The organism is Candidatus Vicinibacter proximus (genome assembly GCA_016713905.1).
GTDB classification, from domain to species: domain Bacteria; phylum Bacteroidota; class Bacteroidia; order Chitinophagales; family Saprospiraceae; genus Vicinibacter; species Vicinibacter proximus.
In genome coordinates this window covers 1,480,550-1,493,654 of record JADJOE010000003.1, presented here as the reverse complement: position 1 = coordinate 1,493,654, position 13,105 = coordinate 1,480,550, and the positions used below count along the sequence as shown (strand labels likewise).

At 37.9% G+C, this 13,105-nt stretch carries 9 protein-coding genes and 1 tRNA gene; 7 read left to right on the top strand and 3 right to left on the bottom strand.

Going from position 1 to position 13,105, the window contains the following annotated elements:
* Positions 1–456: a DsrE family protein gene (locus IPJ83_14500; protein ID MBK7881751.1), complete on the top strand. Its 456-nt coding sequence runs from the start codon at positions 1–3 to the stop codon at positions 454–456.
* Positions 457–477: 21 nt separating this feature from the next.
* Positions 478–1,911 (top strand): outer membrane porin, OprD family, encoded by a 1,434-nt coding sequence (locus IPJ83_14495; GenBank protein ID MBK7881750.1) that lies wholly within the window; start codon positions 478–480, stop codon positions 1,909–1,911.
* A 126-nt stretch (positions 1,912–2,037) separates the two neighbouring features.
* On the opposite strand, the gene IPJ83_14490 is transcribed toward IPJ83_14495, so the two are convergent.
* Positions 2,038–3,306: an adenylosuccinate synthase gene (locus tag IPJ83_14490; protein MBK7881749.1), complete on the bottom strand. Its 1,269-nt coding sequence runs from the start codon at positions 3,304–3,306 to the stop codon at positions 2,038–2,040.
* Positions 3,307–3,521: 215 nt separating this feature from the next.
* On the bottom strand, positions 3,522–4,334 hold the full coding sequence (locus tag IPJ83_14485; protein MBK7881748.1) for a class I SAM-dependent methyltransferase: 813 nt from the start codon (positions 4,332–4,334) through the stop codon (positions 3,522–3,524).
* A gap of 57 nt (positions 4,335–4,391) precedes the next feature.
* Here IPJ83_14485 and IPJ83_14480 point away from each other — a divergent pair, with 57 nt between their 5' ends.
* Positions 4,392–7,205, top strand: coding sequence for a VCBS repeat-containing protein (locus tag IPJ83_14480; protein MBK7881747.1), 2,814 nt, complete (start codon positions 4,392–4,394; stop codon positions 7,203–7,205).
* Positions 7,206–7,382: 177 nt separating this feature from the next.
* Here the strand turns inward: IPJ83_14480 and IPJ83_14475 are convergent.
* Positions 7,383–7,456: transfer RNA gene (locus IPJ83_14475), tRNA-His, on the bottom strand.
* 538 nt (positions 7,457–7,994) lie between these two features.
* Here IPJ83_14475 and IPJ83_14470 point away from each other — a divergent pair.
* The 4 genes from IPJ83_14470 to IPJ83_14455 all read left to right on the top strand — a co-directional run bounded on the left by IPJ83_14470 (position 7,995) and on the right by IPJ83_14455 (position 13,049).
* Positions 7,995–8,498 carry a hypothetical protein gene (locus IPJ83_14470; GenBank protein MBK7881746.1) on the top strand — a complete coding sequence of 168 codons (504 nt, stop codon included), beginning with the start codon at positions 7,995–7,997 and terminating at the stop codon, positions 8,496–8,498.
* Positions 8,499–8,760: 262 nt separating this feature from the next.
* Positions 8,761–9,312, top strand: a complete 552-nt coding sequence (locus tag IPJ83_14465; protein ID MBK7881745.1) for an RNA polymerase sigma-70 factor — start codon at positions 8,761–8,763, stop codon at positions 9,310–9,312.
* A gap of 38 nt (positions 9,313–9,350) precedes the next feature.
* On the top strand, positions 9,351–10,361 hold the full coding sequence (locus tag IPJ83_14460) for a FecR domain-containing protein (GenBank protein MBK7881744.1): 1,011 nt from the start codon (positions 9,351–9,353) through the stop codon (positions 10,359–10,361).
* A 30-nt stretch (positions 10,362–10,391) separates the two neighbouring features.
* Positions 10,392–13,049, top strand: coding sequence for a TonB-dependent receptor plug domain-containing protein (locus IPJ83_14455; protein ID MBK7881743.1), 2,658 nt, complete (start codon positions 10,392–10,394; stop codon positions 13,047–13,049).
* The last annotated feature ends 56 nt before the right edge of the window (positions 13,050–13,105 follow it).

Sequence of the window (13,105 nt, the reverse complement as noted above, 5' to 3'; positions counted from 1 at the left end):
ATGAACAACATTAAAGTATTACTTGCAGCATTATTGATGTTTGAAATTTTTCCTGCGGTGAATGCACAAGAGCAGGATCAAAAAATCGATCAGCATAGTATGGAAGCAAAATCCTATAGAGTGATTTTTCAATTGGTAAGTGGAGATACATTAGCACATAAGGCTCTTATGCGGCAGTTAAACAATCTGTTGACAGTAGATCCAAAAATAAAAATTGAAGTTGTCTGTCATGGACCGGGTTTAGATCTGCTGCATAAGGACAAGAGTCAGTTTGCAAATGGAATTCAGGAAATGTTGGTAAGAGGAATAGTTTTTGACGCTTGTGAATTTTCAATGAAAGAACGCAAAGTGGCAAAAGAGCAACTTTTGCCAGGGATTGCTACCGTCCCGGCAGGTATTTATCATATTGTGAAAAAACAATCTGAAGGTTGGTACTACATCAAAGCCGGTTTTTAAAAATAGATCTACAATTGTTTTATGAATTTCGTCTGGTTTACACTCATAGTGTCCCTATTGGTTATTTTATGTTTTTCAAATATTCAGGCACAGCATCAGGACTTACAGGAGAAACCAGGTATCTGGAAAAGTTCCGAATTGGATTCTACGGATACAAACAACTTGTTGAGCGCATTTCGACGTGGAAAATTCAACGGTCACTTTCGCTATTTTTTTATGGCGACAGATAATGAATCCGGATTGACAGACTATTTTGCGAATGCCGGTGGTGGAGGTTTGCGTTACGAAACAGACAAGTTTAAGGGATTTCAATTTGGTGTCAGCGGTTTCTATATTTTTAATCTTGGTTCAAGCGATCTAACAAAAAAAGACAGTGCAACCAACCAACTCAGTCGTTATGAATTGGGTTTATTTGATGTCGAGAATCCGGAAAATAAAAATGACATCAACCGGTTGGAGGAATTTTATTTGAAATATCATTTCAGAAAATCTTATTTGCAGTTTGGAAAATTTCTTTTAAATTCTCCATTGATCAACCTGCAGGATGGAAGAATGAGACCATCAGTTGTGGAGGGGATTTGGATGGAATTATTTTCCGGCAAATTATTTAAAATTGAAGGAGGGTTTCTCTATAATTTCTCTCCACGATCTACCACCAAATGGTATTCAGGGGTCAAATCAATAGGATTGTACCCATCCGGTGTGCAGACGGGTGGTATGCAGAGCAACTACTTTAATAATTTAAACAGTAATGGCGCAGGTGTTTTGGGGATAAGCTACAACAGAAATGCAAGGTTCAAAATTTCTATTTGGAATTACACAATAGATAACATTCTGAACTCGGCATTGCTGCAAAGCGATTTCACCATTTTTAAAGAAAAAAAATCAACCTTATCTTGCGGGATTCAGCTAATCAGGCAAGACGCCATTCAAAATGGAGGAAACACAGATCCATTAAAAACCTATATTCAGAAGGGCAGTAAATCGATGGTGTTCAGCGGAAGAATTGTATTTAAAAATTCCTTTCTGGAGACCTCCCTGAATTATACAAGAATCACCAGTCATGGCCGATATCTTTTCCCCAGAGAATGGGGTAGGGACCCATTTTATACATTCATGCCCAGAGAAAGAAATGAAGGCTATGGTGATGTGCATGCCTCGGTTGCTAAAATTAATTATTTTTCGAAATCAAAACGTTTTACTACTGGTTTAGCAATTGGTTATTTTGAATTGCCGGATGTAAAAGATTTTAAGCTTAATAAATACGGTATGCCTTCTTATTTTCAATTGAACGCAGAGGTTCGTTATCTGTTCAGTGGTAAGCTACAGGGCTTTGAATTGTACGCACTTTTTGTATCAAAAATTAAAAATGATACAACGTATGACAATCCAAAATACATCATTAATAAAGTAGGGATGAACCTTTATAATTTGGTACTGAATTATCGATTTTAAATACTTTCTAAATTAAAAAGTTTTAAATGAATATCCACTTCGTGCAAAGTAATTATAATGGTTTAGATTCTTTTTAAAGAACCCAATAGTATTATATTGGATTTGGAAATTTATATAATACAAGTATTATTCCCTCACAATCAACTCTTCTCTTCCCGGTCCTGTTGATAGATATTTTACACCCAGATTGCAAAGCTTTTCGATTTGCTGTACATAATAGATTAGAGATTCTGGCAGTGAATCAAAGTTATTGTCATGCTTCAACGCCGTCTCCCATCCCTTGAAACTATTGGTATGGGTGGAAGTCACTGAATTCAGGTCAAATGGAATCTCATGTGTCAACTCATTACCTACCTGGTATCCATCTACCAGAGAAATTTCTTCAAAATTATTCAGCACATCAATTTTAGTGATGCACAAGTCGGTAACTCCATTCACCATAATGGCATATTTGAGTTGTACTAAATCCAACCATCCGCAACGTCTCGGCCGACCTGTTGTGGCACCGAATTCTTTTCCTTCCTTCCTCAGTCTTTCACCGGTAGCATCCAATAATTCTGAAGGGAACGGCCCGGAGCCTACCCGTGTGCAATAGGCTTTGGCAATGCCTATGACTTTACGAATTTGATTGGGAGGCACTCCCAGTCCGGTACAAACGCCGGCAGTAATGGTATTGGATGACGTTACAAAAGGATAAGTGCCAAAGTCCACATCCAGCATGGTGCCCTGAGCCCCCTCTGCCAGCAGGTTCTTACCCTTGGCGAGCATTTCTGCCAGCCAGTATTCTGCATTTACTTTTCTTAATTTTCTAAGATTGTCAAGGCTGTTCATCCATGCTTCTTCATCTGCTTCAATATTAAATTCCACTTCAGGAAATTGTCTGATGAATTGAAGGTGTTTTTGTTTGAGTACCTGATATTTTTGATCAAAACCTGCCTGCTCAATGTCTCCAACCCTCAATCCATTGCGCCCGGTCTTGTCCATGTAACAGGGACCGATGCCCCTAAGCGTGGAACCTATTTTTTCTTTGCCCTTGGAAGTCTCTGAGGCAAGATCAATCCAACGGTGACTTGGAAGGATCAGATGCGCCTTGTGTGAGACCAGCAACCTATCATGAAGATCCGGCACTGCATGTTTGATTTGGTCAATCTCTTTTACCAGTGTAGTGGGATCTATCACCACGCCATTACCGATTACATTTTGAACATTGGTTCTAAAAATTCCTGATGGGATGGTATGTAAAACATACTTGGTCCCATTAATGTATAGAGTGTGACCTGCATTTGGGCCCCCTTGAAATCGGCACACCACCTCATATTGATCGGCTAGAAAATCTACAATCTTTCCTTTCCCTTCGTCTCCCCATTGCAATCCAAGTATAACATCAACTGGCATCGTTAAAAGCTTTGATAAGGCGCGAAGTTAGGCAAATCCTCAGAAAAGCCACGGTAATTGAAAACTGCAATGTCCACATTTATATCAATTTTCCTTTTTTGCAGGATTTAACACAGGTACTTATCCTAAATTATTTGCCGAGGTCAATTACATTGAAATCACCAAACGCTAATTTGAATTTTATCCACTCTGGACATCAATTTGTCTTGAATATTTTAAACGTAGCGCTGCCAAGGTTTAAAACCTGCCTGAATATAGCTATATCGACCCTGGCTCAGTGTTTTGTCTTTAAAGAGCAGTCCCCATCGTGAGGTTTCCAGACTGCAAGGCACGGAATCAAGCAGCGTAAGTTCAAGCCAGGCCTCATGCATCCCTTTAGACCAATGAATGTCGTCCAAAAGCAACACCCCTTTGTCATTCAGCATTTGGAGCAATATCTGTACGTATTCCAACGTAGCGGCCTTTGAATGATCTCCATCCAGCATGATGAAATCATATTTCGTCTCCCGATTTTCTGATAAAAATTTTCTAAAATCCTGATGATGAAAATGAATATGACTGCAATTTGATTTGGCAGCCAGCTTCTTTGCAATATCAACGAACTGGCCATTTCCTTCTACACTGTCTTGCTGTAAACTTTTGGAGGCCAGCGCCAGACAGACACTGCTGGAACCAAGGCAGGCTCCTAGTTCTAGTATAGATACAGGCTTCAGGTATTTTACTAATCGGTATAACTCATGCAATTGTGCAGGCGGATGCAGTGCTTTTTTTGCAAATGCGCCAATAAGCAAGCCGCCTTGATTCCTTTTTTGACTGAATTCATCCACACTGATCAGTTCATTTCTGTTGACCAGGTGTAAATAATTCTCACCCAGGGTAGAGAAGTCATAATAATTGCGCTCTGCATCAAAACAAGATTCAATCAAATGAAAAAGATAGGGGCTGTGAAATCGATATCTTGTATTTGCTTTGAAATAATAGCGGAGATAAACCACTATTTTCTGCAAAAACTGCGAAATGCCTGACATATTAACGGCGAATATATATAAAAAATTTATATTTGTGTTTTACTAAATCCTCTAACCATGGGAATAAGGATCTTAGTTTTTGCAATAATTGTTTTTTTGTCAATGCTACCTGTATCAGGGCAAGTGACATTTAAGTTTACTGAAAAGCCATTTCAGCAACAGTTTTTTTCAGGCATTCCGGTTTGCGTCGCGGACTTTAACGGTGATTTTGTGGATGATTTGCTGGTGGTCGATCAGTCAAAAAAAATATGGCTCGGAATCAATTCGGGAAAGGCTGTTTTTATTTGGAAAGACCTGCAGGTAAAATCCAACATTGCCTTGTGGTCCGTCTCTGCAGCCGATTTGGATAGAAATGGTTTCAATGACATCGTTTTGGGTGCCGATCAATTAGGGGTTTTTGTACTTTACAACGATGGTTCCATATTTAAAAAGGAATGGGTGGATGCTTCTTCCTTTTTTTCTCAGGGAGCCAGTCTTTATGACATCAACAAGGATGGTTGGGTCGACTTTAGCATCTGCAATGACAATGAGAAAAGTCGCGTTTTTGAAAACATTTCCGGTAAGCTGGTAAACAATGAAAGCTGGATAGATTTATCGATGCCTGTCAAGGCAAATGAGGCCGGTAATTATGGCATTCTATGGAGTGATTATGATCAGGATGGTGACGGTGATCTCTACATTTCAAAATGTCGTGCCGGCGTTACAGACCCCAATGATCCCAGACGAATCAACTTGTTTTATGTGAATGAAAATGGCAGCTTTTCAGAAAGGGGAGCGCAATTGGGTGTGGATGATCATGAACAAAGCTGGATGACGGTCACCGGAGATATGAATGGCGATGGGCTGAATGACCTGTTGGTTGGCAATCACTATGGACCCTCCAAAGTATTCATGCAGCAAGCTGATCACAGCTTTGAAGATTTTACCAATGCATCTGGATTCAAGCCGGAGGCGGTCGTTATCCAATTTGCCCTAAGGGATTGGGACAACGATGCAGATCTGGACATTCTGCTCTCTGGATCAGGTACCGAATTGTGGATAAACGATGGATTGGGACATTTTGACAAAGCAACAATTAATCTCGCAGATAAACCCTTAAGCTCCTTTGCAGTGGGGGATTTGAACGAGGATGGTTATCTGGATTTATATTCTTCTTATGCCTACTTACTAAATGAGCCCAACAATAGAGTGGACCGGATTTGGTTGAACCCCGGTGGACAAAATCATTATGTGCAACTTGGTTTGAAAGGAGTCAGCTCAAACCTGAATGGCATCGGAAGCAGAGTTTTTCTTTATTCAGGTGGAAAACAACAATACCGCGAAGTTCAGAGTGGAGAGTCTTTTGGAATTCAGAACAGCCTGAATCTTCATTTTGGATTAAATGATTCAAAGTCCATTGACAGCCTGGTTATTTATTGGCCTTCGGGAATCAGACAAGTGTTTAACCAACTAGAAGCGGATCAATTCTATTTGATCACGGAAGGCAAATGCATCCGCCAACAACCAGAAATATTTCCAGCAAAAGACAGTATTTTATGCAGTAACCAGATTATTGAAATATACGGTTCGTCAAGTCTTCAAAACATTCGGTGGAACATAGGAGCCAATTCACAAAAATTAAACATCGATTCTGCCGGAGTTTATTTCTATACTCATACAGATTCTTCCGATTGTTATTCAGTGTCGGAAAATTTTACTTTACTCATTGATCCGGTAGAAAAACCAAGGCTCAACCTCAATTATCAAAAAATCTTATGTGCAGGCGATGTGATTGAACTGTCGGTTCCGGAATTTGAACAAAAAGTGTGGTGGGATGGTAACCAGGATTCGATCCGATTGATCCGGGAATCTGGATTATACTTTGCTTCTGTAGAAGGCGTTTGTCAGACCTATGATTCAGATACGCTGGAAGTATGGGTACAGGATCCGGTGGAATTACTACAACTTAAAGGTGATACTTTGACTTCACCCGGAATTGCAACCCTCACCTCAGACAATCCGAATACCTTCTGGTTTAATACTTTGGAGGATTCTGTTCCGGTGTTTACAGGACCTCAATACCAGACGCCACTGGTTGACAAATCACGTTCATATTGGGCACAGGCCTTCCAAATAGGAAAATTTAAACATTCGTACGGGGGCATGAAAAGTCCTGTTTATGAAGGGGGAGCCTACCCGGCTGCTTTTTTGAATCCAAAGATGTTGTTTACCTCCTATCAGGATTTTGTTTTGGATAGTGTAAGTCTCTATACCGATACGAAAGGAAAGAGGGAAATTGTATTGTTAAGCGCCAGTGGAGCGACCTTGGCAACCAAACAGATTTTTCTGGAGGCAGGTTTCAATCGGGTGCATCTTGGGTTTTTATGTAAAGGTTCTAATGTAAATTACGCGCTTACTACCAATCCGGATACCAACAAGCTTTATTATGGAAACATTAGTCCTAGGTTGGAGCGTAGCAACAAAGGCTTTATCTATCCATTTTTCATACAAGATCTGTGCAGAATTACCAGTTCGGATTATGGGGACAGTTATTTCTACCACTTTTTTGATTGGGCAGTACGGCCCGCAGATAAGCTCTGTTTTGGAGAAAAACAAGAGGTAAAGATTGTCATTCAGCCTGTTTTCACTAATAATTTTCATCACAGTAACTGGACATTCGATCAAACTTCATCCGGAATATTTAGATTGAGCCATGCCGGTGGGACATCTGTTAGATTGAAGGTCTATGACCTCCATGGCAAGCTGTTGCATTTCGGAGAGGTAAAGGATGGAGAAAGTATCAATTTATCAAATCTGCCATCTTCGGTTTATCTTTTTTATGGGGTGGATCTCCATGGGAACACCAGAACTTTCAAGAAAATTCTGAAGTAAAGTCCGGGGTATTACAAAATTGATCCAAACCAATCAAGAATAAGACATTGGTTAATACCGGTATAAAAACATAAATAGTCCAAAAACCACGAAGTGAGAATTGAACGGTATTATTTGTTCAATTGCATTGGATTCATGCAAAAAAAAAAGGTCTGAAGATAAAATCTCCAGACCATGGGTGGATGACCGGGTTCGAACCGGCGACCCTCGGAACCACAATCCGATGCTCTAACCAGCTGAGCTACAACCACCATATGTCAGCAAAAAGCCGAATTGGACCGCAAAATTATAAATTTTGTATCAATATAACCTAATTTGTTTAAAGCATTTAATCGCCAATGTATTTTAAAAGCTGAATCTCCATCAATAGATGCAAATGGACTAACTGCCTTTGGGTCCAATCTCAAATTAGGCAAGAATTTTCAGTGTTTAGCTCTTTAAATTAAGATTTGGCTTGCCTGAATTATAAGGTAGCAAGAAAGTTATCTTTACCGAAAGGATTATTTTTTCTCTTAAAAATAGGTGCCAACATCAATTTTGTTAGACCTCAATTTAGTTGATATAGTGATGGTTAAACCTTATAGATAGTTTCTGTGATAGTTTGTAAAATTTGTTTAATTTTAAAAACTAATAAAAGGAATAAAATAATCAATGTGGAACGGATGAAACAAGTATTTAGATTGCAATTTATTTTCCTAAATTTATGTTTCTGCTATTCCCTTGCTCTAAAAGCTCAAACCTTGAATTTTTTTTTTAGGTTTCAATAGTAAACAAATATATGAAAGTGGTTTGCCATTAACTCTTAAAGATGAATTTAATCCTGGGCTAGGGGTAAATATAGGATTAGCTTACCAACGCACCTACAAGAAATTCCAAAATTGTGTTGAATTATATGGAACATGGGGGCATGCAAAACTAACCACCTGGAAGGGTGTTTCCGGTTTAGGAAGAATTTTGGGAATCATAGAGCCTCCAAATAAATATTTGTTACATGGAGTTGGCTTGGCAATAAATGCTCAATATCATTTAAATGAAATTATTTTCATAGGACCTCGATTCGGAATTGAATACAGGGGAAAGTATATAAATTCTTCACTTAATTTTAAAAGTCCCAGTTTTTATTACCATCTGGGATTGTTAATAGGAGTCGATTTTCACAATGTTTCAATTTATGGTATTGGGAAAGCAGACTTGAACCCATTTTACAAATCATACACAATTGATCATGCTTATACATACAAAGCTTATTCTGCTGAATGGTCAATAATCTTAGCTTATAGAATACTTCAATAATTACTTTTGAAAGCCAGCTATGCCTATAATCATTTCATTTTTTTTAATTTAATTATTATAAGAACACTTCTTGCCAATTAACATTCAACAAAAATTTTAACCATATGAATTTATCAATTCATATGCAATAAAATAATCATATGAATTTCCCTAAATTTGTCAGGATGAAAGCCATACACATTTGAATTTATTAATTTATCCAAAAGGCTTAAAAAACCGGGTAAATATCCCAAATTTGTTACCGAAACCTATTTGCATTAATTTGGATCATTCGCAAGAACAGTATGTCTTGCTCCTGCTCAAGGAGGGACGTGAAGAAGGTATAGACCTTTTGTTCAGGCACTATTATAAAGATCTGGTCCTCAAAATAAACCAGCTATTGGCTGACATCCATGCATCCGAAGACTTAGCACAGGAAATTTTTCTAGAAATCTGGAACAAAAGGCAGTCTATTGATATCGTTCAATCCTTCAGAGCGTATATTATGCGGGCAGGTACCAATAGAGCCATTAATTACCTGAAAGCAAAAAAATTAAGCTTTTCTGAAATCGATTTAGACCGGGATGATCAGCAAATGGATGCTCAGGATGAAGATGAGCTTGCACAGAAGGAAATATATTTTGAAAACCTGAGAGACAGTATCGCCTCATTACCGGAAAAGTGTAGGGTGGTGTTTTCTCTGAGCAGGTATGAGAAAATGACCTATTCCGAGATAGCAGCCCAGTTGAACATCTCCATAAAAACAGTAGAAAATCATATTTCAAAGGCGCTCAGAATACTTAAAGAAAATGCAAAATATTTAAAGGTATCATAGGGGTTTTTCCCAATAATCTTGTCATATTAGTGTAATTTATGGACCGCGGATTAATTTTTCATAAAAAACTCACCGGACAATTAAGTCCGGAGGAAGAGTTTGAATTGAACAACTGGTTTGAAGCTTCAGCCAATAATTTGGCAGAATATGAAGTATACAGCAAGCTATGGTCTGATTCTTTGGATTCAAAATCTACCATGGAGGTAAATGTTGAGGATGCATTAAAAAGATTTAAGAATATACCTGAAGTAAAGTCCCAGATGCGACCTGCAAAGGAGAAGGGGACACAAGGTTTAAAACTGTCTTTAAGCAAATGGTCTATTGCAGCAGGTTTGTTTATTGTTGTTTTTCTAGCTTATTACCTGATTAGTCTGGTAGGTAATAATCAGAACCAGTTTTTGAAATATACCAACTCTACTGAACCTTTGAATTTAAAGGACGGATCAGTGGTAAATTTGAACTTAGGAGCAGAATTAAGCTATCCTGAATCATTCAAAACAAAAGTCAGAAGAGTTAAATTAACCGGAGAAGCCTTTTTTGACGTTGCGAAGGATGCTCAAAAACCCTTTATTATAGAAACTGGGGAGGGAGAAATAAAAGTAATAGGAACAAGTTTTAATATTCGTGATTTGACCTCAGAAAAAACCATGGAGGTTTTTGTAATCTCTGGAACGGTTCAATTCACTAATCAGGAAGGAACCATTGCCAAAACCTTGAATGCAGGGGATAAAATGTTGTATAATAAATCAAATCACGAAATATCCGTAGTCCGTCCTTCCGGGACCAATGACATTTCCTGGCACAGCAGGAAACTTGAATTTATTGATGTTCCGCTTTCACAGGTGATTGTTGATCTGGCTCGTTATTTTCATGCTGAAATTACCTTAAGTTCTCCATGCCTGGGCTTATTAAGGTATACCTCTCCCTTGGATTTAGGATCTGTAAGTAGTCTCTCTGTAGCTCTGGATGTGATTAGCACCTCCCTGCAATTGGAATACAAAGCCTCAGCTGATGGGAGATCATATTCTCTCAGCGGAGAATGTAAATAGAAATTATCTTTGGGTCCATATCCGGACTACTTGAATTCAATAAGCAAAGTATTACTCTTGGTGCTCATCTGCACTAATGCTGGTTTTGCCCAGTCCTCTTTATCTATAGTCAAATATTATGAAATCCCAGCTCAAAGTCTCGATCTCAGCCTCATTCAGCTTGCTAAGCAGTCTGGTATTAATATTTCCTTCAACAGTGAGCTGATTAAACCATTTGAAGGACCTAGTATAGCAGAACTAAATTCTTTTAAAGCAATACTTGAAAAGTTATTGTCCGAAAAAAAACTCAGCTACAGAATTATTTCACCCGATCAATTGGTTGTTGTACCTCAAGCTGAAACAGAACAGGAAAAATGGATCAGTGGTAGAGTGGCGGACAGCACCAGTGGAGAGCTTGCCATCGGAGTTTTGGTTTACGATCGTATTTCAGGTGCAATTACTTCTACAAACGAGTATGGATACTATGCTTTGTTAAGTCATCATGATTTTGCTGAATTGCATTTTTCATTTTTATCCAAAAAATTATCTGTCCGTTTTCTTTCTCTAACGAAACGAAAGAATATTCTAAATCTTTCTTTGAATGTTTACCACGCTTTGCCGGAAGTGGTTGTAACAGATTCCAAACAAAATATTACTTCCGATCAGTACTTAAACCGAATCAATGCTTCTGACATCCAAAAATGTCCGCCTGCCTTTGGAGAAAGCGATCTTATCCGCACTCTTTTGGTAAGACCGGGTACTCAAAGCGGAGCAGATGGATTCGGTGGACTTTCCATACGTGGTGGCAGTTACGATCAAAATTTATATTTGTTGGACGATATTCCAATTTATTACCCGAGTCATGCCATTGGATTATTAAGTATTTTTAATACGGATGCCATTAGAAATGTGAATTATTACACACATGCCATTCCCAGCAATTATTCTGGGCGATTATCCGGAGTGGTAGATGTACATACCAAAGAAGGCAATTTGAAAAATTGGGAGGCCTCTGGTTCAATGGGTCTTTTGTGTGCAAAACTAATGGTGGAAGGACCGTTGGTAAAGGATCGTCTTTCTATTTTGGCAGCAGGTCGAAGGACTTTGCTGGATCCTTTTATCAAAGAAGCTACAAAGTACTTTAAAGATAAAAACCAAAAATTGGGTAATTCCACGTATTATTTTTACGACATTACTACAAAACTACATTTGCGAATAAACGACAAACAAAGATTTTATTTGAGTTATTACAGTGGAAAAGATTTTTTCCATGACGAGGATCTGGCGTTCAATCTTATAGCCCAAAACTCAACTTCTTTCAAAAAATTCTATGAGTTACATTGGCAAAATTTTTTGTTTTCAGGTCGATATAATTTTCAATGGAACAAAAACTTTTTTTCCAATCTGAGTGTATACCAAAGTATATTTAAAAGTAGTTCTGAACAATATGAATCTTATAGGTCAATTATCAATTCGCAAAATAATGATTCAAGTTTGGTAGGTCGATCTTTTTATTCTAACATCATTGAGAATGGCGCTCAATTCATAACAGACTACAGTTTTAATTCAAACAACCGGCTGAAAGTAGGTGCTAGAATTGCACATCAACAATTTAAACCTAATATTTTTTCCTACAACCTTGGTAATTATCCTTTGGAGGATGTTATTTATTTTCAACCAAAACCAATTGACAGTATTTCAGGATTGAATAAAAGATCTAATGTAGAATTCAATGCCTACGCTGAAGATTATTTAAAATTGGGGACTCATTTTTCATTGGTTTTTGGTGTAAGAATGGGACTTTTATCCTATGGTCAGGAGAATAAGGGATTTATCCTGCCAAGAGGTCGATTAGAGTTCAAACCACATCAACAACATCAATTTTTTTGCTCCTATGACCAACAATTGCAATCCCTCCATTTATTAAGTGCAAATGCAGTTGGTTTGCCAACCGATTTATGGGTTCCATCAACAAAGAATTTAGGACCTGAAAGTATGAGGCAGTGGAATCTGGGTTATCTTGGCACGTGGCATAATACTTCGTGGAACATACAAACCTATTTTAAAACAATGGATAGTTTGCTGCATCTTAAAGAAGGTGCTGATTTTAGACTTGGGGTTACCGAAAATTGGGAATCCCAGGTAACTTCAGGAATGGGTACTTCCTATGGAATAGAAAGTGGATTTCACTCTGCCATTAACAATCTTGAATATACATTGAATTATACGTATTCAAAGACATCCCGTAAATTTGATGAAATCAATAGAGGTCAATCCTTCAGATTTCTCTATGATCGACCTCACCAATTAAGGCTTCAGCTTAATTTCAAAATAAACGGAAAACTCCAATTGAATGCCTTGATGGATTATAGCAGTGGAAGTCCGGTAAGCCTTCCCCTCGGTAAATATGAATATCTTTCCCTGGAAAGCGGAATCCCTAATAAAATTATTTTGGTAAATGATAATATCAATAAAAGCAGCCTTCCCGATATTTATCGGTTAGATGTTTCCTTGAATTATAATATCAAGCAATCGTGGGGTTATCAGGAGTTAAGTTTTGGAATTTATAATATTCTCAATCGGAGAAATCCGGTTTATATTGAATTAAGCCCACGCCCCGACAACCCTTCCTTGGATCAATTTCAACAAGTAAGCCTGATGCCTATTTTGCCATCCTTTAGCTATAAAATTCGATGGACAACAAGGTAAACATCTTATTAATTATCAATTATATTTTATGGATTTTGCACAATGAAGAACTTTAT

Coding starts and splice junctions, on each gene's coding strand:
- IPJ83_14500 (MBK7881751.1), top strand. CDS start 1: ATGAACAACATTAAAGTATTACTTGCAGCATTATTGATGTTTGAAATT.
- IPJ83_14495 (MBK7881750.1), top strand. CDS start 478: ATGAATTTCGTCTGGTTTACACTCATAGTGTCCCTATTGGTTATTTTA.
- IPJ83_14490 (MBK7881749.1), bottom strand. CDS start 3,306: ATGCCAGTTGATGTTATACTTGGATTGCAATGGGGAGACGAAGGGAAA.
- IPJ83_14485 (MBK7881748.1), bottom strand. CDS start 4,334: ATGTCAGGCATTTCGCAGTTTTTGCAGAAAATAGTGGTTTATCTCCGC.
- IPJ83_14480 (MBK7881747.1), top strand. CDS start 4,392: ATGGGAATAAGGATCTTAGTTTTTGCAATAATTGTTTTTTTGTCAATG.
- IPJ83_14460 (MBK7881744.1), top strand. CDS start 9,351: ATGGACCGCGGATTAATTTTTCATAAAAAACTCACCGGACAATTAAGT.